Below are 18,456 nucleotides of genomic sequence, written 5' to 3'. Positions count from 1 at the left end.
GGAGCTCCACCCTGGCGGGCCGGGCAAGGCGCCGCCATAATCACCCCCGCGCGGGCGTGCCGGAACGGTAGACGGAAGGGTCTTAAAAACCCTCGGCCCTTGGCCATGCGGGTTCGATCCCCGCCGCCCGCAGTATTCTCATGCCCTCAGACGGCGGGCGCGGCCTCCGGCCGCTTGCCTTCGCGCCCTGCACAGCCTGCGCGGGTTGCCGGGGCAGTCTGGGCGCGGGCCGCGTTCGCGGCCTCGGCGCGTTCCGCGCCGCTGTTTCCGGGGGTGCTGGCGTCCCCGTTCCGCACTAGGTCCGGCGGCGTGGGCGTGCCCGTTCACCGCTGCGGCGGCTACCCCAGCCTCGCGAAGGTCAGCTCGTGCTTGTTGTGGGCGCTGTGGAAGACGATTGCGCCGGGGATGGCGGCGAAGGCTTCCGCGGCCTCGTGGTCCGTCTCGCCCTGGAACTTGATGGTGCAGACCAGGTTGCGCGCGGCGTCCGCCTCGATCCAGCGGCGCACCAGCGCCAGCAGCCGGCCGGGGTAGCAGATGACGTCGCTGAACAGCCAATCGACCTTCTGTTCGGCGCGCGGGTCGAGGCCGAAGGCGCTTTCCGCCCGTACCGTCACGCCGCGCATCGCCGCCACGGCCGGGTCCATCGCCGCCTTGTCCACCGCCGCGACCTCCGCGCACAGCTTCGCCAGAACCCAGGTCCATCCCCCCGGCGCCGCGCCGAGGTCGAGGCACCGATCCCCCGGCCCGGGATAGCGGCCGAGCCTGGTCAGCGCCTCCCACAGCTTGAGGTAGGCGCGCGACGGCGGGCCTTCCTTGTCCTCCACGAAGGAGACTGCCCCGTTCACGAAGGGGCTGGTCTTGGTTGGTGATGCCAGCATCCGGTCCTGCGCCAGCAGCGTCCAGGCGCCGAGATGCCCGGTCGGCGCGGGTTCCGGGAACAGCAGGGGCCTGGCCTTCACCGGCGGCAGGCGTTCAGTGATCAGCGCGCTGCGGCGGTGATGCTCCACCGCATAGCCGGCCCAGTTGCGCTGGATGGCGCGCAGCGCATCGGCGCCGGCCTTGACGGAGGGCACGGCGATCTCGGCCGGCGCCGTCCAGCATTCAAGCGCCCAGGCGGCGTGGCCGGGCGGGTCGGGGGACAGCGCCAGGCGGCCATGCCAGGCGGTCACGCGGCGGCGCGCGCGGCGCAGCTCCTCGGCCAGTTCGGCCTCGAACCCCTCGGCGGCCAGGTAGGCGCTGGCGATGGTCACTTCTGCGGCGCCAGCGCAGCCGCGGCCGCGAGGATGCCCCAGCCTACCAGGAGCACGGTGCCGCCGAGCGGCGTGACCAGGCCGAGGGAGGTGTCCGTCAGCGCGCGGAGGTAGACGCCACCGCAGAAGGCCAGCGACCCCACCGCGAAGCAGCCCGCCGCCACATGTACCAGCGGTCCGCGCCGCCGTTCCGCGAGCATGCCCGCCCCCAGCAGCGCCAGCGCGTGCCAGGCCTGGAGCGAGGCGCCGGTGGTCGCCAGCGCCGCGCGTTCCGGCGCGAGGCCGTGCGAGGCATAGGCCGCCATCGCCACCGCGATCAGCCCCGACAGGGCCCCGATTACCATCCAGATCCGTGCCATGGACGGGCATTACCCCGTGGTGGCCGCCGCCGCCAGCCGGACCCGAGCGGCCTCCTCATGCGCGAGCCGCGTCGGCTCCGGCAGCCGCCTGCCGCGAAGCGTCCGCTCCACCCATGCCAGCGCCGTCGCCAGCGACACGCGATGCCCGACCGAGACGTAGAGCGGGTTCGCCCCCCGCCGCGTGCGCAGCGCCATGCCGATGATGGCGCCCTTCCAGACAAGCGGCGCCCGCGCGGCGGGCGTGTCCGGGAAATCGCCCTCCACCGCGCCGCAGAGCACGGATTTCGCGACGCCGATGGTCGGCACGTCGAGCACCACGCCGAGATGGCTGGCGACGCCGAGCCCCTTTGGATGCGCCATCCCATGCCCATCGACGAAGATTAGGTCCGGCTTTACCGGCAACTTTCGAAAGGCCTCGGCCAGGACGGGCACTTCCCGGAAGCCGAGCAGCCCCGGGATGTAGGGCAGCCCGCCCGATCGGCTGGCGCCGCCGGCACCCATCGGCGCCAGCGTTTCCGCATCCAGCGCCACCATCGCCGCGTGGACCGTTCGCGTCGGATCGAAGCGCAGGCTGGACGCATCGGCGCCGCCCAGCACCCGCACCGGGCCGAACGCATCCTCCGCCACCACCAGCGCCGCCAATTCGGGCTGGAGGCGCCTGGCCTCCGCCGCCGATCCGACTTCGGGCGCTCTCGTGACGCTCCTCCTCAGGCCTCGCCGGGCGCCACGATATGGGTGGTGATCTCCATCACCCCCTCCAGCCCCGCCACGCAGACATCGCCTGGCTTCAGGTAGAGTTCCGCCGCGTTGGGCTGGCCGATCGCGGTGCCGCGCGGCGCGCCGGTGGCGATCACGTCGCCGGCCTCGAAGGGCATGAAGCGGGAGAAATGGGCGATGATGCCCTCGATCCGGTGGATGTATTCGTCGGTGTTCACGCGCAGCCGCTGCTCGCCGTTCACCACGCAGGTCAGCCAAAGGTCGTAGGGGTCCGCGATCTCCGCCAGCGGCACGGCATAGGGGCCTACCGGGGTGAAGCCCGGCATGTTCTTGGAGACCCAGAACTTGGTGCCGAGCTGGACTTCCTGCTTCTGGATCTCCCGCGCCGTGAGGTCGTTCAGCACGGTGATGGCGCCGACATAGTCGCGCGCCTTCTCCCGCGGCACCTGGAAGGCGCGCTTCGAGATGATGAAGGCGAGTTCGGGTTCATAGTCGAAGGTGGTGATGCCATCGGGCCGCACCACGCGGGCGCCGTCGCCGACCAGCGTCTCCGTCAGCTTGACGAAGCTCGTCGGCTCCTTCGGGTCTTCCAGCAGCATCCCCTTCGCCGCGAGTTCCGCGCGATGGACCTTGCTGTTCTTGCCGACGCAGAAGATTTTTCCTGGGTTCGGGATGGGCGGCAGGACGTGGCAGGACGCCAGCGGCAGCGCGACCTTCGCGGCATCGATGATGCCCCGCAGTTCCGCCACCGGCAGCGCCAGGGCGCGCAGCATGTCCCAATCCCCGCCGCGCGCCGCCGTCAGGTCCAGCATGGTGTCGCCGCGCACGGCGCCGAGGCGTGGGCGCACATCGCCGCGGGAAAGGAAAGTCGCCAGTCGGATCATGGAAGAAAGCCTATTCCAGGGTGATGTTGCGTTCGCGGACCACGCGCTGCCATTTCGCGATGTCCTGGTCGATGAAGGTGGTGAAGGCGTCCGGCGTCATCGGCTCCGGCTCCGCGCCCAGCGTCGCCAGGCGGTCCCTCGTGGACTGCAGGGACAGGGCGCGATTGGCTTCCTGGGCGATGCGCTGCGTGATGGGCGCGGGCACGCCCTTCGGCGCGAACAGCCCGAACCAGCCGACGGCGGCATAGCCCGGCAGGCCCGTGGTGCTGGCGGCCGGCACGCCGGGCAGCAGGGCGCTGGGGCGTTCCGACGTCACGGCCAGATTGACCACCTGGTTGGCGGCGACGGCGGCGGCCACGGTCTGCGGCGGCGCGAACATCAGGTGGATGCGCCCCGCGACCAGATCCGTCAGCGCCGGGCCGGTGCCGCGATAGGGCACGTGCAGCATCTCGATCCCCGCCATGGCGGCGAAGAGCTCGGCCGCCAGGTGGCTCGCCGCGCCGGTGCCGCTGCTGCCGAAGGTGAAGTGGCCGGGCCGCGCCTTGGCCAGCGCGATCAGCTCGCCGACGTTGCGCGCGCCTACGCCGGGATGCATGGCGATCACATAGGCAGGTGCCGCGATCAGCGAGATCGGCGTCAGCTCGTCCCGCACCGCGAAGACCTTGTCCCCGCCGGGGCCCGCGAGCCCCATGATGCCGCCGGTCGAGGTCACCATCAGCGTGTGCCCATCGGGCTGCGCCCGCTGCACCAACTGCAGGCCAATGCGCCCCGCGCCGCCGCCACGATTCTCGACGACCACGGATTGCCGCCAGGATTCCTGGAAATGCTGGCCGAGGATGCGGGCCAGCACATCCGTCCCGCCGCCGGGCGGGAAGGGCACCACGATGGTGACGGTACGCGTGGGGAAGGGCGTGTCCTGCGCGCGGGCGATGCCCGGCATCGACAGGGTGGCGCCCAGCGTCGCCAGCAGCGTCCTGCGCGTGGCCATGATCGTTTCCTCCTTGGCGGGACATTCCCATCGCATGGGGCGGAGGGCGGGCCAAGGGGGTGACGCGCTGCCGGGCGACCCCTACAACTTCCGGGCCTCGGAGGAGAATCCCGCCATGAAGCTCTATTATTCGCCCGGCGCCTGCTCGATGGGCATCCACATCATCCTCGAGGAGCTGGGCAAGCCCTATGAGCTCGCCCCCGTCGCGCTGAAGGATGGCGCGCAGCACAAGCCCGAATTCATGGCGGTGAACCCGAAGTCGAAGGTCCCGGCGCTCGACCGCGGGGATGGCAAGGTGCTGACGGAATTCCCCGTCATCGCCTGGTGGCTGGCGAAGTCCAACCCCGCCGCCGCGCTGATCCCCGCCGATCTGGAAGGGGAGGCCCGGTGCCTGGAACTGCTGGATTATGTCTGCGGCACCATCCACCCCCAGGCCTTCACCCGGCAGTTCCGCCCCGGCAACTACACGCTGCGGGAGGAGGATTTCCCGAAGTCGGTCGAACTCGGCAAGGCGAATGCCGACAAGTATTTCGCGACGCTGGAGCAGGGCTGGGCCGGCGGCACCTACCTGCTGCCATCCGGCTATTCCGTCGCCGATGCGGCGCTGTTCTTCGTGGAATACTGGGCGACGCGGCGTTCCGGCCTGACGCTGCCGCCGCACCTGGCGGCGCACCTTGCCGCCATGCTGGCACGGCCGGCTGTGCAGCGGGCGCTGACGCAGGAAGGCCTGGCCCTGTAAGGCGCGGGCCATGCAGAACCCCCTGCTCTGGACCTCCACCAACACCTCCGGCTCCATCGCCCACCAGGCGGCGATGGTGTCGGGGCTGGCGATCGATGTGCGCTTCATCTCGCTGCGCGGCGGCGACACGAAGAAGCCGGAATACCTCGCCCTCAATCCGAAGGGGGAGGTCCCGGCGCTGCAATTGCCGGACGGCACCGTCATCACGGAAATCCCGGCGGTGATCTTCTGGCTGGCGGAAGCGGCGCCGGATAGCGGGCTGCTGCCGCCGGGGCCTTCGGGCCGTGCCAAGGGCATGGAATGGCTGGCCTGGTGCCACTGGACCATGGGGCGGCACTTCAACCCGGCCTTCGGCCCGCTGCGCTTCGCCGGCGGCAACGAAGCCGCGGCCAATGCCGTGCGCGCCGCGGCGCTGGTCCGCGCCAAGGAAGCGCTGGCCTTCGCCGATGCGGCGCTGGCGCGCAGCGGCGGTACGCTCTGCGGTACGGAACAGCCCTGCGGGGCGGACATCTTCCTCGCCGCGCTCGTCACCTTCGCGGGATTCCTCAAGATCGACATCAGCGACCTGCCGGCGGCGCTGGCGCTGGCCGAACAGGTCTCGGCCATGCCGGGCGTGGCGGCCGCCAAGGCCCGCGAAGCAGCCCAAGGATAGCCATGCCTGGATTGACCCCCACCACCTTCTGGTTCCTCCGCCACGGGGAGACCGACTGGAACGCCCAGGGCCTGTCCCAGGGGCGCACCGACATCCCGCTGAACCAGGTCGGCCTGGCGCAGGCGCGGCGCGCGGCGCGCACGCTGGCGGCCCTGCCCATCGCCACCATCGTCGCATCCCCCCTCAAGCGCGCGCAGCGCACGGCGGAGATCGCGGCGCAGGCGCTGGGCCTGCCGCTCACCCTCGACCCCGACCTCCAGGAGGTGAATTTCGGGGAGCAGGAGGGCCTGCCGATGGGCGACTGGTACGATGACTGGATCGCCGGCACCTACACCCCGAAGGGCGCCGAGACCTTCGCCGAACTCCGCGCCCGCACGGTGCGGGGCATCAACGCCGCGCTGGTGCATCCCGGCCCGGTGCTGGTGGTGGCGCATGGTGCGCTGTTCCGCGCGCTGCGCATGGAGGCGGGGCTGGAGGCGAATGTCCGCACCCCCAACGCCCTGCCCCTGCTGATGGACCCGCCGAAGGCGGGCGAGGCCGCCTGGACCATCACCCCGGCCGTGCTGGCGGCGGAGGAGTAGAGCGCGATGACTTGAGGCGGCATCGCCGAAAAGTTTGAATCGCGCCTTCTGCAACGGGCTGTGATGCGATGCGTGAGCGAAGGCGAACGCATCACGCCACACCGCCGCTCACTCCGGGATCGAGGGCTCCTCCGCCACCGGTCCCGCCAGCGGCAGCGTCATCGTGCAGGCCAGCCCCCCGGGCAACCAGTCCACCGCGATGCTGCCGCCCAACTGCCCGCGCATGGTGGCTTCCAGTACGCGGCTGCCGAAGCCCTGGCGCCCCGGCGCCCCGGCGTCCTGGCGCCCCGGCGCCCCGGCGTCCTGGCGCCCCGGCGCCACGGCGGGCGGGCCGCCTGCCTCCTGCCAGTGCAGGTGCAGCGTGGTGCCGGGCGCATCCACGGACCAGCGCAGTGAGACGCTGCCGCCGGCGACGGACAGCGCGCCATGCTTGGTGGCATTGGTGGCGAGTTCATGGATCGCCATCGCCACCGGCTGCACCGCGCGGCCCTGCAGATGGACCGCGGGGCCTTCCAGGCGCAGGTGCTGGCCCTCCGCCACGAAGGGGCGCAATTCGCCCTCCAGCAGGCGCCGCAACTCGGCCCCCGACCAGCTTTCCGTCGCCAGCAATGTCTGCGCCCGCGCCAGTGCGGCGACGCGCCCTTCGACCGCGGCGCGATAGGCCGGCAGCGTCTCCGCCCGGGTCAGCCGCAGCGCCGCCATCACCACCGCCAGCGCGTTCTTGGCGCGGTGGTCGACCTCCCTCGCCAGCAGGGCCTGGCGTTCCTCCGACGCCTTGCGCTGCGTCACGTTCAGGAACAGGGCTGCGAAGCGGCCTGGCTCCGTGCGATAGGCGAAGACCTCGAACCAGGCGCCCAGCGTGGCCACGCGGTATTCGACATGCGCGGGCTCCCCGGTCCGCACCACGCGGCCATAGGTCTCGATCCAATAGGGTTCGATCCCGGGGATGAGGCGGGTGACCAGCTGGCCCTCCGCGGCTTCGCGGCTGATGCCGGTCAGGCGTTCCCAGGCGTCGTTGACCTCGATGTAGCGCAGGTCGATGTCGTGGCCTTCGGCATCCCGCACCATCTCGCACAGCGCGAAGCCCTCATGCATGGCAGCGAACAGGCCGCGCCAGCGGGCCTCGCTGTCCCGCAGCGCCGCTTCCGCGCGGGCGCGGGCCAGGCTGGCTGCGATGCGTTCCGCGATCTCCCGCAGCAGCGTCTCCTCCGCCGGCAGCCAGCGGCGGGGCGTGGCCTGGTGGAGATGAAGCAGGCCGCATGACCGCCCCGGCCCGGGAAGCGGCACGGCAAGGCCCGGATCGCCGGCCAGAAGGGTGCCGGGCGCCAGCAGCGGCAGGCTGCCATCGCCCCATTCCGCGACGACTTCCATGCCGCCTTCGGTCGCCTCCGCATAGCCGCAACGCCCGGCGCGGAGATGCTGGCCGAGCAGGCGGACCGCCGTTTCCGCCATTGCCTGGGGATCGCCGACATCCCGCAGCGCCTGGTCCAGCGCCAGGCCGAAGGCCTGCCGGCGTTCGGCCATGATGCGGCCGGTGATTTCCGCGCAGGCGCAGAACATGCCGGCCACGCGCCCCTCCTCATCCCGCACGGGGGTGTAGGAGAAGCTGAAATGCGTCTCCTCCGGATAGCCGTGACGGGTCATGAGGAGGGCGATGTCGTCCATATGCGTCGCCTCCCCCGCGAAGGCGCGTTCCAGGATGGGGCCGACATCGTCCATGATGTCGAACCACAATTCCCGGAAGGGCCGGCCCAGTGCCGCGGGATGGCGGGCGCCGCAGAGCACCGCATAGCCATCATTGTAGAGCATCAGGCGATCCGCCCCCCAGGCCACGAACATGGGCTGGCGGGAGCCAAGCATGATGCTGACGACGGTCTTGAGGGCCTCCGGCCATTCCTCCGGCGCGCCGAGCGGCGTGGCGCACCAGTCATGGTCCCGCATCAGGGCGCCGAGGGCGCCACCATCGGAGAGGAAGCGCAGCCGTCTGTCAGACATCGTATCGCGGCGCAGGGGCAGGCGGGGCGGGCATGGGCGGATTCCAGCGTTCCGGGCGCGACCCGGGCGGCCGGGCAGGGGTGGCGGGGCCGGTCCGGGACCGCTCCCCTGCCAACCCCGTCCGGCCACGCCAGCGAAGCGTTACAAGGCAGGAATGTAAACCATTGGTTGAGGTCCGGTTCCAGGCTTGGCATCGCTTCACGCAGGCGTGTCAGGCCTGCGCGCTGCGCCTCCCGCGGAAAAGCCGCGCCAGCAGCGGCCAGAACAGCCCGGCCAGCGTCACCACGATCAGCGTCATCGCGATGGGGCGGGACAGGAAGCCGGTCAGGTCATCGCCGAAGATCAGCAGGGATTGCTTCAGCGTCTCCTCCACCATGCCGCCCAGCACCAGGCCCATGATGAGCGGGGCAGGGGAGAAGCCGGCGCGGCGGAACAGCAGGCCGACGACGCCGGCCGCCAGCATCACCCAGACATCGCCCATGGACTGGTTCGGCCCATAGGCGCCGATCAGCGACAGCGCGAAGACGGAAGGCCACAGGAAGGCCGCGGGGATCAGGCTGATGCGGGCGAAGAACTTCGCCATGGTCAGGCCCATCACCAGGTAGAAGATGTTGGCCGCGAGCATCGAGGCGAAGACGGCATAGAGCAGCGTCGGCTGTTCGGTGAACAGATGCGGCCCCGGCCGCACGCCCTGCACGATCAGCCCCGCCAGGATGATGGCGGTGGTGGCGCTGCCGGGAATGCCGAGTGCCAGCGTCGGCACCATGGAACCGCCGACGGCCGCGTTGTTCGCGGCTTCCGGCCCCGCCACGCCTTCGATGCTGCCATGGCCGAATTCGTGCTTGTGCTTCGACCAGCGCCGCGTCTCGTTGTAGCCGATCAGCGCGGCGGTCGTCGCACCCAGGGCGGGCAGCGCGCCGATGAAGGTGCCGATGCCGCTGCCGATCCAGATCGACCGCCAGCATTTCCGCATCTCCGCCATCCCCGGCACCCGCGCGGCATCGAGGGCGATGATGGCGGGTTTGCCGAATCGTCGCGTCGCCTGGTCCAGCATCTCGCCCACCGCGAAAAGCCCGATGAGGACGGGGACGAAGCCGATGCCGTCCGACAATTCCATGACGCCGAAGGCATAGCGTTCGACGCCCGTGGTCAGGTCCATGCCGACGGTGGCGATCAGCAGGCCCAGCGCCGCCGCCATGAGGTTCTTCAGCGCGCTGTCGCCGCCGACCGCCGCGCACATGGAAAGCCCGAACAGCGCGAGGGCGAAGTATTCCGGCGGGCCGAAGGAATAGGCGGCGCGCGCCAGCAGCGGTGCCGCGAAGATCAGCACGACGACGCTGACGATACCGCCGATGGCGCTGCTGATCGCGGACATGCCGAGTGCGAGTCCGGCCTGCCCCTTCTCCGCCATCTTGAATCCCTCCAGCGCCGTCGCGCTGGCCGATGGATCGCCGGGAGCATTGACCATGATGGCGGTGATGGAGCCGCCGAAATTGGCCGCGCAATAGATGGCGCCGAGGAAGCAGATGGCCGGCACGGGGCCCATGCTGATCGTCATCGGCAGCAGCAGCGCGATGGTGGTGGACCCGCTGATGCCGGGCAGCGCGCCCACGAAGATGCCGAGCACGGTGCCGAGCAGCACCATCATCATCACATAGGGATCGGCCAGAATGGCGAGCCCGCCGAGGAACGCTTCCAAGCCCCTAGCCCCCGAACAGCCAGCCGCCCGGCAGGGTCAGCCTGAAGATCTTCACGAACACCAGCCAGATCACCGCCGTCATCGACAGCGCCACGCCGATGAGCAGGGGCCACCGCGTCTCCCCCCACAGCCGGCCGACCGCCACCAGGAAGACGGCGATGGTGCCGAGCATGCCGATGGTCGCCATCAGCGGCACGGCCGCCAGGCAGGCGCCGAAGATCAGCCAGGCATCGCGGCCGATGGGTGGCGCGGTTTCCGGGTCATGCGGCGGCGATTGCTGCAGGAACAGCAGCACCGACATCCCCGCCAGCAGCAGGCAGACCAGGCGCGGGAATTCCACCGCGCCCAGCCCCGGCAGGCCATCCGGCACCGGGTCGAAGCCATAGGTCGCGGCAAAGGCCGCCACCGCGACCAGCCCGACGCAGAGCGCGGCAAGCTGGCTCGACCCGAAGCGGCTGGCCTTCATCCGCGCAGCAGGCCGAGCGCGGTGAGGGCCTCGCGCCCGTCATTGTTGAAGGCGGCGAGCTGCGCGCCCCAGGCTTCCCGCCCCGTCACGCTGTCCGGCGCCTGGCCGGTGTTCTGCAGGTAGGTCGTGTAGATCGGCCCCGACATGGCGCGGATGAGGCCCTGTTCGAGCCGCGTGACCCGATCCTCCGGCGTGCCCTTCAGCACGCAGAAGCCGCGCAGCGTGTAGCCCGTGGCATCGATGCCGAGTTCCTTCGCCGTCGGCAATTCGCCGAAGGCGGCGATGCGGCCATCCGCCAAGGACATCAGCGGGCGGAGTTCACCGGCGCGGAGCTGCGCCTCGGCCTCGCCCGGGTTCACCACGGCGGTGTCGATGTTGCCGCCGACCAGGTTGATGACGATCTCGCCACCGCCACGGAAGGGCACGAGCGTCGGCCGCTGGAGCCCCGCCGCGCGGCCGAAGGAATGGATGGTGACGTGGTCGACGCCGCCGACATGCGTGCCGCCGAAGCGCAGCGACCGCGCCTTGCCGGCCGCGATCAGGTCGGCCGGCGTGCGGAAGGGGCTGTCGCGCCGCACCAGCACCAGCTGCGGGTCCGCCGTGGCGCGGGCCAAGGGGATGAGGTCGCCGAATTGCGGCAGGTTCGCGTTGCGCAGCTGCGTCAGCAAATGCGTCTGCGTCACCAGGATGATGGTGTGGCCATCGGCGGGCTTGCTGGCCAGGTATTGCAGCGCCTGCGCGCCGCTGCCGGCCGTGCGATTCACCACGGTGAATTCCTGCCCGAATTCGCCGGGCGCCTGCACCATCATCATCCGCGCCGTGATGTCCGTGCCGCCGCCGACGCCGGCATGGGTCACGACCTCGATCGTGCGGGAGGGGAAGCGTTCCTGCGCGCGAAGGCTAGCCGGCGCGGCGAGTGCGGCCGCCGCGCCGGCCATCAGCAGGTGGCGGCGATGGATCATGCTGGTCATCGTCGTTTTCTCCCTTTCGCCCTGTTGCGGGCGTTGTCGTGGTATCGGTCGCCTGGAAGCGGCGCTTGCCGCCGGCGATATGGGCTTCGCCGGCCTCGCGCGCCGCGGGCGCATCCCCGGCGGCGATCGCCTTCAGGATGGCAGCGTGTTCCGCGTTGCTCTCCCGCATATTCTCGGGCTGCACCAGGGCGCGGCGGCGGAACAGATGGAGCTCGTTGCCCAAATCCTCATACAGGCGCTGGGACCGCGGCCCGCCGCCGAAGCCGAGCAGCGCCGTGTGGAATTCGAGGTTGGCGGCGTAGTAGCTGGGCGGGTCATCGGCGCGGCGCGCCGCCTCCATCCGCTTCACCAGGGCGCGCAGCGCGGCCATCTGCGCGGGGGCGGCGGATTCCGCCAGGCGCGCGCAGGCCAGGCCCGTGATGGCGGCGCGAAGGTCGTAGATTTCCAGCGCCTCCGGCGCGCTGACGGTGCGGACATAGCTGCCCTGGTTGCGCACCGCGACGACCAGCCCCGAACGCTCCAGCCCTCGCACCGCTTCCCGCACGGGACCGCGGGAGACGCGGAGCTGGGCGGCCAGCTGCTGTTCGTTCAGGCGTTCCCCGGCCGGCAGGGCGCCGGAGAGGATCATGCGTTCGATTTCCTGGGCGACGAGGGAGGCGAGCGAGCGCGTGCGCACGATATCCAGCGCGCTGGGCGCGGTCGCAGCACCGGCTTGGGCCATGTCCTCCATGGTGCGGAGGGTGCCGATGCGGACTGCCATCTGTCAACAGTTGGCGCGGACGGATTTGCGTGGGCGGGGGGCGGTGCTAGACATCAGGGGTCCAGGAGAAACCGCCGATGACCCAGGCCCCCCAAGCGTCCTCTGCCCTGTCGCGCTTCACGGTGCTCGACCTCACCCGCGTGCGGTCCGGCCCCACCTGCGTGCGCCAGCTGGCGGATTGGGGCGCCAATGTCATCAAGATTGAGCTGCCGCCCGCCCTCGATGAGGGCGACCCCATGGGCGGGCCGCGCGCCGGTTCGGACTTCCAGAATTTGCACCGCAACAAGCGCGCCATCACGCTGAACCTGAAGTCGCCCGACGGCGTCGCGCTGCTGAAGAAGCTGGTGGAGAAGGCCGACGTCGTCGTCGAGAATTTTCGGCCGGATGTGAAGAAGCGGCTCGGCATCGATTACGAGGCGCTGTCGGCGGTGAACCCGAAGCTTGTCTATGCCTCCATCAGCGGCTTCGGGCAGGACGGCCCCTATGCCACGCGGCCGGGCTTCGACCAGATCGCGCAGGGCATGGGTGGCCTGATGTCCATCACCGGCCTGCCGGGGCAGGGGCCGGTGCGCGTCGGCATCCCGATCGCGGACCTCACCGCGGGGCTCTTCGCGGCGCAGGGCATCATGATCGCGCTGCTGGAGCGGGAAGTGTCCGGCAAGGGGCAGTGGGTGCAGTCTTCGCTGCTGCAGGCGCAGATCTTCATGCTGGACTTCCAGGCCAGCCGTTGGCTGATGGAAGGCCAGGTGCCGAAGCAGGCGGGCAACAACCACCCGACCAGCATCCCGACCGGCGTCTTCACCACCAGCGACGGCTACATGAACATCGCCGCCAGCGGCAACAAGATCTGGGAACGCTGCGCCAAGGCGCTCGGCCGCGACGACCTGCTGGCCGATGGCCGCTACAAGACCGCATCCGGCCGCAGCGAGCATCGCGATGAGCTGAACGCGGAAATCCAGAAGACGACGCTGACCAACACCACAGCGCATTGGGTGGCGGCCATGAACGATGCCGGCGTGCCCTGCGGCCCGATCTACAAGGTGGATGAGATGTTCGCGGACCCGCAGGTCCAGCACCTCGGCATCGCGCAGAAGCTGAATGGCGGCAACAAGGGGGAGGTCGCCTATGTCGGCCAGCCCATCCACCTGTCCCGCACGCCGAGCAGCATCGTCACGCACCCGCCGGAACTGGGCGAGCACACGGATGAGGTGCTGGCCGAGCTTGGCCTGGACAAGGCCACCATCGACGACCTGCGCACGCGCCAGGTGATCTGACGAAAACTCGCTCCCCCGCGCTTGCGGGGGAGGCGCGGGGTGGGGGTCCCCACCCATTCCTTGAATCGGAAAAGGTGGAACGTCCATGGACGGAATGCTCGTGACTGGCAGCGAGAAGATGCTGGCCCGCAAGGCCGATGGCATCGGCTGGATGACCTTCAACAACCCCGAACGCCACAACGCCGTCTCCATGGAGATGTGGCAGGCGGCGGAACGCATCCTGGCCGACTTCAAGGCGGATGATGCCGTGCGCGTCATCGTCGTGACCGGCGCCGGCGGCAAGGCCTTCGTCAGCGGCGCCGACATCTCCAAGTTCGAGAGCGAGCGCAGTGGCGAAGCCGCCGTCGCCGCCTACCAGGCGCAGACCGCCAAGGTCTATGACGCGCTGGCGGAATGCCCGAAGCCCACCATCGCCATGATCCAGGGCCATTGCATCGGCGGCGGCACCGCACTCGCCGTCTGCTGCGACATGCGCATCTGCGGTGAGACGGCGAGCTTCGGCGTGCCCGCGGCGAAGCTCGGCCTCGGCTATCCGCTGTCCGGCATCCGCCGCCTGGTGGACCTGGTCGGGCCGTCCTTCGCCAAGGAGATCTTCTTCACCGCGAAGAAGTGGGGCGCGGAGGATGCGCGGATCATGGGCCTCGTGAACCGCGTGGTGGCAAACGACAAGCTGGAAGACTTCGTGCTGGACTACGCGAAGACCATCGCGGGCAACGCGCCGCTGACAGTGGGCAGCGTGAAGTTCATCGTAGGCGAGGCGCTGAAGGATCGTGGCGCCGCGAATGCCGAGGCCTGCGACGCGATGGTGAAGGCGTGCTTCGCGAGCGATGACTACAACGAAGGCCGAAAGGCGTTCCTCGAGAAGCGGGCGCCGCAGTTCAAGGGCCGTTAATCCCGGGGAAGGCGCTGCCTTCCCCGTACCCCACCCGCCCCCTGTGGAAGATTTCGGGGGGTGAGACCCCCCTGGACCATCTCAAATACCAGGGTTCCAAGGGCCGGCTGGCCCTTGGCCGGGGGTGCAGGGGGACGGCGTCCCCCTGCGCTGGGCCTTTGGGTGCGGGGAAACGGCGTTCCCCCGCGGGCCACCCGGTTTGCAGCGACGGATAGGGCGCGGTAAAACACCCGCCACCCCGCCCGTCCTCCGGAAGCCGAAACAATGCCCGCCTATCAGTACGTCTACGTGATGAAAGACCTCACCAAGTCCTATCCGGGCGGGCGCGAGGTCTTCAAGGGGATCACCCTCTCCTTCCTCCCCGACGTGAAGATCGGCGTGCTCGGCCCGAACGGCGCCGGCAAATCCACGCTGATGCGCATCATGGCGGGCCAGGACAAGGAATTCGGCGGCGAGGCCTGGGCGGCGGAGGGCGCGCGCGTCGGCTATCTCTCGCAGGAACCGCAGCTCGATCCCACCAAGACGGTCGGCGAGAACGTGATGGAGGCCTTCGCGGAGCTCTCCGCGCAGCTCCGCCGCTTCAACGAGATCTCCGACAAATTCGCCGAGCCGATGGAGGAGGAGGAGATGAACACCCTCCTCGCCGAACAGGCGGAGCTGCAGGAGAAGATCGAGGCCGCCGAGGGCTGGGAGCTCGACCGGCGGATCGAGATCGCGCTGGACGCGCTGCGCTGCCCGCCCTTCGACAGCCCCGTGGCGCATCTGTCGGGCGGCGAGAAGCGGCGCGTGGCGCTGTGCAAGCTGCTGCTGGAAAAGCCTGACCTGCTGCTGCTTGACGAACCGACGAACCACCTGGACGCCGAAAGCGTCTCCTGGCTCGAACAGACGCTGAAGGATTATCGCGGCGCGGTGCTGATCGTGACCCACGATCGCTACTTCCTCGACAACGTCACCAACTGGATCCTCGAAGTCGATCGCGGCCGGGGCTTCCCCTACCAGGGCAACTACTCCGCCTACCTCGACCAGAAGCGCAAGCGCCTGCAGCAGGAGGAGCGGGAGGAAAGCGCCCGCCAGCGGCAGCTCGCCAAGGAACAGGAATGGATGGGCCGCAGCCCCGCGGCGCGGCAGGCCAAGTCCAAGGCGCGTATCTCCGCCTATGAGGAGATGCTGGCCAAGCAGAACGAGCGTGCCGGCGGCGACACGGAAATCGTCATCCCCCCCGCGCCGCGCCTGGGCAACACCGTCATCACCGCGGAAGACCTGCGCAAGGGCTATGGCAACCGCCTGCTGATCGACAACCTCAACTTCAAGCTGCCGCCCGGCGGCATCGTCGGGATCATCGGCCCGAACGGCGCCGGCAAATCCACGCTGTTCAAGATGATCACCGGCATCGAGACGCCGGATGGCGGCAAGCTGACGGTGGGTGAGACGGTGAAGCTGGGCTATGTCGACCAGTCCCGCGACAGCCTGGCGGACGACAAGACCGTCTGGCAGGAGATCTCGGACGGCATGGACCAGATCACCATCGGCAAGCGGACCATCCCGTCCCGCGCCTATGTCGCTGCCTTCAACTTCAAGGGCGCGGACCAGCAGAAGCGCGTCGGCGTCCTTTCGGGTGGTGAGCGCAACCGCGTCCACCTCGCGAAGATGCTGAAGCGGGAACACAACGTCCTGCTGCTGGACGAACCGACCAACGACCTCGACATCGACACGCTGCGCGCGCTGGAAGATGCGCTGGAGGAATTCGCGGGCTGCGCCGTGGTCATCAGCCACGATCGCTGGTTCCTCGACCGCCTGGCGACGCACATCCTGGCCTTCGAGGGCGACAGCCACGTCGAGTGGTTCGAGGGCAATTTCGAGGCCTACGAAGCGGACAAGCGACGTCGACTGGGCGCCGCGGCGGACCAGCCGCACCGCATCAAGTACCGCCCGCTGGTCCGGTAGGTCCTTGGTCCCCGCCAGGCTGGCGGAAGGCAATGGCATCACGACGGAGCGGCTTTCGCTCCGTCCCGTGGCGCCGGAGAACCTGCCCGATCTGATCCGCCTGAAGGCGGATGATGCCGCCTTCGGCCTCATGCTTCATGGCACCCGCACGCCCGATCGGGCGCGGGAGGAGCTTGAGGACGACATGGAGTTCTGGCTGGTCCGGGGCTACGGCACCTGGGCGGTCTTCGAACGCGGCACCGGCGATTTCCTGGGCATCGCGGGGCTGATGGAACGGCCGGACGGGCGCGGCGTAGCCGTCCGTTTCGCGTTGTGGCCTTCCTGCCGCGGCAAGGGCTATGCTCGCGAAGCCGCCCGCGCGGCGCTGGCCTTCGGTTTCCGGCGGGGCCTGAAGCGCATCGCCGCCGTCGCCTGGGAAGGCAACCACGCCAGCCGTGCGGTGCTGACCGACCTCGGCATGGTGGAATGCGATCGCTTCCACTACCGGGGGCGGGAGATGCTGGTGTTCGAGGCGTTTCCGCCGGCCGGGTGACCCTGAAACGGCGCCCGCCGCAGGCGGGCGAGGGCCCGAACGGGCGCCGCCGGCAGTCTGGCGAGCCAAGCGGCCGGAGGCCGCGCCCGGCGCCTGAGGGTCTGAAAAGGTTCAGCCCCCTTCGCGGGCGGCCAGCTGCTGGATCTGCTGGCGCATCGCCGTCAGCAGGCTGCCGACATTGCCGCCATTGCGGCTGATGACGCTGCTGTATTCGCTGCGCGTGGTCAGGCGCAGGCTGGTGCCTTCCGCGATCACATCCACCACGCGCGGCACGCCGCCCACTTCCGCCACGCGCCAGTCGAGGCCGAAGGCCGCGGTGCCGGGGCGTTCGACAACGGTGTTGACCAGCACGTCTTCCTCGGTCCGCGCCTGGCTGCGGCCGAGGGAGAAGCGCACCCCCTGGTATTCGCCGAAGCGGGCGGAGAGGTTGCGGATCAGGATCTCCTCGAACAGCTTCAGGTATTCGGCCTGCTGTTCGGCATTGGCGCTGCGCCAGAAGCGGCCGAGGATGAAGCGGCCGACGCCTTCCACATCCACCGCGCGGCGCAGCACGGCTGCCACCCTCTCGCGCCGCTGGGCGACCGGGGCCCCGGCGGCGTTGATGGCGGTCACCAGCTCCTCGCCAGTCTGCTGGATGAAGGCGGTGGCGCGGGCGGTATCGATCTGCTGGGCATGGGCGGCCCGGCCCATCAGGGCCAGGCCGGCGGCGGCGATCAGCAGGCTGCGGCGGTCGAGGCTGTGCATCATGCGGTCCATCTGTTCAGAGGCACCCAGGGCGGGGGCAGCCAGGCCGCGTCAGCGCGGCTGCTGCGACACGCCCGTGCCGCCTTGCTGTGGCACGCCGGTCCCGACCCCGAAGCCGGTCCCGCGCGCCGCGGCAGGGGCGCCGCCCTGGTTGCGGATCTCCACAACGCGGCGCTGGCGATAGGCGCTGCGGATCGTGGCGTAAGGATCGAGTGAGCCCGCCTTCACCTGGTCCACCGTCTCGATCAGGCCTTCACGGATATCGAGGGCGGTGAGCGCGGTGCGGGTGATGGTGATGGCTTCGACCGTCTCCCCGGCATTGCCGGTCCAGGTCAGGGGGTGGAAGGCGGTATCGACGCCGGTGCCCACCAGGTCCCGCGGGTTGGACGGGCCGAGCACGGGGATGAAGAGGTAGGGGCCTTCCGGCGCGCCCCAGACGGCGAGCGTCTGGCCGAAATCCTCGGTATGGCCGAGCAGGCCGAAATCCGTGGCGCGGTCGAAGATGCCGCCGATGCCGACCGTGGTGTTCACCAGGAACCGCCCCATGGTGGTGGCGGCGCGCTGGGTGTCCCCCTGCAGCAGGTCGTTCACCAGGATGACGGGGGTGCGGAGGTTCGCCAGCACGTTGCGGATGGCGGCGCGCAGTTCGGGCGGCAGGAAGACGCGATAGATCTCCGCCGCCGGGCGCAGCACCAGGGTATCGATGCCGTCATGCACGAAATAGGCGCCGCGGTTCAGCGGCTCCAGCGGATCGTTGTTGGCATTGAACTCCGCCACGGCTTCAGTATCCGCGGGGTTGGGGCGCGTGGCGCAGGCGGAAAGGCCGAGGGCTAGCCCGAGCGCCAGCACGGGCACGGCAAGGCGCTTCGCCGTCAGGCTCTGGCGGGGGGGCGTCATGCGGCTCAACGATAGACCTCCGAAGGGCTGAAGGGGGGGGCACAACCTCCCCGTGCGGGCCAGCCCTTCCCGGCCCGCAGGGTCTTCCTTATATGCGGCGCGGGCGGCCAAC

19 protein-coding genes and 1 tRNA gene are annotated in these 18,456 nt (G+C 70.0%); 8 read left to right on the top strand and 12 right to left on the bottom strand.

Annotation, left to right across the window (positions count from 1 at the left end):
- Positions 1 to 50 precede the first annotated feature (50 nt).
- Positions 51 to 132, top strand: a tRNA-Leu gene (locus ACTIE5_RS11650).
- A 206-nt stretch (positions 133 to 338) separates the two neighbouring features.
- Here the strand turns inward: ACTIE5_RS11650 and ACTIE5_RS11645 are convergent.
- From ACTIE5_RS11645 to ACTIE5_RS11625, 5 genes are all read right to left on the bottom strand, one after another.
- Complete coding sequence (locus ACTIE5_RS11645; protein WP_439549868.1) at positions 339 to 1,250, bottom strand: SAM-dependent methyltransferase; 912 nt, start codon at positions 1,248 to 1,250, stop codon at positions 339 to 341.
- On the bottom strand, positions 1,247 to 1,594 hold the full coding sequence (locus ACTIE5_RS11640; protein WP_439549867.1) for a DUF423 domain-containing protein: 348 nt from the start codon (positions 1,592 to 1,594) through the stop codon (positions 1,247 to 1,249). The genes ACTIE5_RS11645 and ACTIE5_RS11640 overlap by 4 nt, the downstream gene beginning before the upstream one ends.
- A 24-nt stretch (positions 1,595 to 1,618) precedes the next feature.
- On the bottom strand, positions 1,619 to 2,251 hold the full coding sequence (locus ACTIE5_RS11635; protein WP_439549866.1) for an endonuclease V: 633 nt from the start codon (positions 2,249 to 2,251) through the stop codon (positions 1,619 to 1,621).
- Positions 2,252 to 2,316: 65 nt separating this feature from the next.
- Positions 2,317 to 3,210 carry a fumarylacetoacetate hydrolase family protein gene (locus ACTIE5_RS11630; protein ID WP_439549865.1) on the bottom strand — a complete coding sequence of 298 codons (894 nt, stop codon included), beginning with the start codon at positions 3,208 to 3,210 and terminating at the stop codon, positions 2,317 to 2,319.
- A 10-nt stretch (positions 3,211 to 3,220) separates the two neighbouring features.
- A complete protein-coding gene (locus tag ACTIE5_RS11625; RefSeq protein WP_439549864.1) occupies positions 3,221 to 4,198 on the bottom strand; it encodes a Bug family tripartite tricarboxylate transporter substrate binding protein in 978 nt (325 codons plus the stop codon).
- A 115-nt stretch (positions 4,199 to 4,313) separates the two neighbouring features.
- Here ACTIE5_RS11625 and ACTIE5_RS11620 point away from each other — a divergent pair, with 115 nt between their 5' ends.
- The 3 genes from ACTIE5_RS11620 to ACTIE5_RS11610 are packed head-to-tail and all read left to right on the top strand — an operon-like array spanning position 4,314 to position 6,170.
- On the top strand, positions 4,314 to 4,937 hold the full coding sequence (locus tag ACTIE5_RS11620; RefSeq protein WP_439549863.1) for a glutathione S-transferase family protein: 624 nt from the start codon (positions 4,314 to 4,316) through the stop codon (positions 4,935 to 4,937).
- Between the two features lie 10 nt (positions 4,938 to 4,947).
- A complete protein-coding gene (locus tag ACTIE5_RS11615) occupies positions 4,948 to 5,589 on the top strand; it encodes a glutathione S-transferase family protein (RefSeq protein WP_439549862.1) in 642 nt (213 codons plus the stop codon).
- Positions 5,590 to 5,591: 2 nt separating this feature from the next.
- Positions 5,592 to 6,170 (top strand): histidine phosphatase family protein, encoded by a 579-nt coding sequence (locus ACTIE5_RS11610; protein ID WP_439549861.1) that lies wholly within the window; start codon positions 5,592 to 5,594, stop codon positions 6,168 to 6,170.
- A 108-nt stretch (positions 6,171 to 6,278) separates the two neighbouring features.
- Here ACTIE5_RS11610 and ACTIE5_RS11605 read toward each other — a convergent pair whose 3' ends face one another.
- The 5 genes from ACTIE5_RS11605 to ACTIE5_RS11585 all read right to left on the bottom strand — a co-directional run bounded on the left by ACTIE5_RS11605 (position 6,279) and on the right by ACTIE5_RS11585 (position 12,061).
- A complete protein-coding gene (locus ACTIE5_RS11605; RefSeq protein ID WP_439549860.1) occupies positions 6,279 to 8,165 on the bottom strand; it encodes an HWE histidine kinase domain-containing protein in 1,887 nt (628 codons plus the stop codon).
- 211 nt (positions 8,166 to 8,376) lie between these two features.
- Positions 8,377 to 9,864 carry a tripartite tricarboxylate transporter permease gene (locus tag ACTIE5_RS11600; RefSeq protein WP_439549859.1) on the bottom strand — a complete coding sequence of 496 codons (1,488 nt, stop codon included), beginning with the start codon at positions 9,862 to 9,864 and terminating at the stop codon, positions 8,377 to 8,379.
- Between the two features lie 4 nt (positions 9,865 to 9,868).
- Positions 9,869 to 10,330 carry a tripartite tricarboxylate transporter TctB family protein gene (locus ACTIE5_RS11595; protein ID WP_439549858.1) on the bottom strand — a complete coding sequence of 154 codons (462 nt, stop codon included), beginning with the start codon at positions 10,328 to 10,330 and terminating at the stop codon, positions 9,869 to 9,871.
- Positions 10,327 to 11,301, bottom strand: coding sequence for a tripartite tricarboxylate transporter substrate binding protein (locus ACTIE5_RS11590; protein ID WP_439549857.1), 975 nt, complete (start codon positions 11,299 to 11,301; stop codon positions 10,327 to 10,329). The genes ACTIE5_RS11595 and ACTIE5_RS11590 overlap by 4 nt, the downstream gene beginning before the upstream one ends.
- A complete protein-coding gene (locus tag ACTIE5_RS11585) occupies positions 11,231 to 12,061 on the bottom strand; it encodes an FCD domain-containing protein (protein WP_439549856.1) in 831 nt (276 codons plus the stop codon). The genes ACTIE5_RS11590 and ACTIE5_RS11585 overlap by 71 nt, the downstream gene beginning before the upstream one ends.
- Before the next feature lie 77 nt (positions 12,062 to 12,138).
- On the opposite strand from ACTIE5_RS11585, the gene ACTIE5_RS11580 reads away from it, so the two are divergent.
- From ACTIE5_RS11580 to ACTIE5_RS11565, 4 genes are all read left to right on the top strand, one after another.
- A complete protein-coding gene (locus ACTIE5_RS11580; RefSeq protein WP_439549855.1) occupies positions 12,139 to 13,335 on the top strand; it encodes a CaiB/BaiF CoA transferase family protein in 1,197 nt (398 codons plus the stop codon).
- 85 nt (positions 13,336 to 13,420) lie between these two features.
- Positions 13,421 to 14,227, top strand: a complete 807-nt coding sequence (locus tag ACTIE5_RS11575; RefSeq protein ID WP_439549854.1) for an enoyl-CoA hydratase — start codon at positions 13,421 to 13,423, stop codon at positions 14,225 to 14,227.
- A gap of 264 nt (positions 14,228 to 14,491) precedes the next feature.
- On the top strand, positions 14,492 to 16,171 hold the full coding sequence (ettA, locus tag ACTIE5_RS11570) for an energy-dependent translational throttle protein EttA (RefSeq protein ID WP_439549853.1): 1,680 nt from the start codon (positions 14,492 to 14,494) through the stop codon (positions 16,169 to 16,171).
- A gap of 4 nt (positions 16,172 to 16,175) precedes the next feature.
- Complete coding sequence (locus ACTIE5_RS11565; protein ID WP_439549852.1) at positions 16,176 to 16,703, top strand: GNAT family N-acetyltransferase; 528 nt, start codon at positions 16,176 to 16,178, stop codon at positions 16,701 to 16,703.
- Positions 16,704 to 16,814: 111 nt separating this feature from the next.
- Here the strand turns inward: ACTIE5_RS11565 and ACTIE5_RS11560 are convergent, their stop codons facing one another.
- Together ACTIE5_RS11560 and ACTIE5_RS11555 are read right to left on the bottom strand one after the other, a co-directional pair.
- Entirely contained in the window at positions 16,815 to 17,459 is a 645-nt protein-coding gene (locus tag ACTIE5_RS11560; protein WP_439549851.1) for an MlaC/ttg2D family ABC transporter substrate-binding protein, read from the bottom strand.
- Positions 17,460 to 17,498: 39 nt separating this feature from the next.
- On the bottom strand, positions 17,499 to 18,344 hold the full coding sequence (locus ACTIE5_RS11555; protein WP_439549943.1) for an MlaA family lipoprotein: 846 nt from the start codon (positions 18,342 to 18,344) through the stop codon (positions 17,499 to 17,501).
- Positions 18,345 to 18,456: the final 112 nt, after the last annotated feature.

This window comes from Falsiroseomonas sp., assembly GCF_051859025.1.
Taxonomy (GTDB): Bacteria; Pseudomonadota; Alphaproteobacteria; order Acetobacterales; family Acetobacteraceae; genus Falsiroseomonas.
The sequence above is the reverse complement of the archived record's forward strand: the minus strand, read 5'-3'. Positions and strand labels throughout refer to the sequence as shown.

Bases quoted from the DNA above. Each gene is read 5' to 3' on its own strand.
- ACTIE5_RS11640 (WP_439549867.1), bottom strand. From the start codon at position 1,594: ATGGTAATCGGGGCCCTGTCGGGGCTGATCGCGGTGGCGATGGCGGCC.
- ACTIE5_RS11630 (WP_439549865.1), bottom strand. From the start codon at position 3,210: ATGATCCGACTGGCGACTTTCCTTTCCCGCGGCGATGTGCGCCCACGC.
- ACTIE5_RS11625 (WP_439549864.1), bottom strand. From the start codon at position 4,198: ATGGCCACGCGCAGGACGCTGCTGGCGACGCTGGGCGCCACCCTGTCG.
- ACTIE5_RS11620 (WP_439549863.1), top strand. From the start codon at position 4,314: ATGAAGCTCTATTATTCGCCCGGCGCCTGCTCGATGGGCATCCACATC.
- ACTIE5_RS11615 (WP_439549862.1), top strand. From the start codon at position 4,948: ATGCAGAACCCCCTGCTCTGGACCTCCACCAACACCTCCGGCTCCATC.
- ACTIE5_RS11610 (WP_439549861.1), top strand. From the start codon at position 5,592: ATGCCTGGATTGACCCCCACCACCTTCTGGTTCCTCCGCCACGGGGAG.
- ACTIE5_RS11605 (WP_439549860.1), bottom strand. From the start codon at position 8,165: ATGTCTGACAGACGGCTGCGCTTCCTCTCCGATGGTGGCGCCCTCGGC.
- ACTIE5_RS11595 (WP_439549858.1), bottom strand. From the start codon at position 10,330: ATGAAGGCCAGCCGCTTCGGGTCGAGCCAGCTTGCCGCGCTCTGCGTC.
- ACTIE5_RS11590 (WP_439549857.1), bottom strand. From the start codon at position 11,301: ATGACCAGCATGATCCATCGCCGCCACCTGCTGATGGCCGGCGCGGCG.
- ACTIE5_RS11585 (WP_439549856.1), bottom strand. From the start codon at position 12,061: ATGGCAGTCCGCATCGGCACCCTCCGCACCATGGAGGACATGGCCCAA.
- ACTIE5_RS11580 (WP_439549855.1), top strand. From the start codon at position 12,139: ATGACCCAGGCCCCCCAAGCGTCCTCTGCCCTGTCGCGCTTCACGGTG.
- ACTIE5_RS11575 (WP_439549854.1), top strand. From the start codon at position 13,421: ATGGACGGAATGCTCGTGACTGGCAGCGAGAAGATGCTGGCCCGCAAG.
- ettA (WP_439549853.1), top strand. From the start codon at position 14,492: ATGCCCGCCTATCAGTACGTCTACGTGATGAAAGACCTCACCAAGTCC.
- ACTIE5_RS11560 (WP_439549851.1), bottom strand. From the start codon at position 17,459: ATGGACCGCATGATGCACAGCCTCGACCGCCGCAGCCTGCTGATCGCC.
- ACTIE5_RS11555 (WP_439549943.1), bottom strand. From the start codon at position 18,344: ATGACGCCCCCCCGCCAGAGCCTGACGGCGAAGCGCCTTGCCGTGCCC.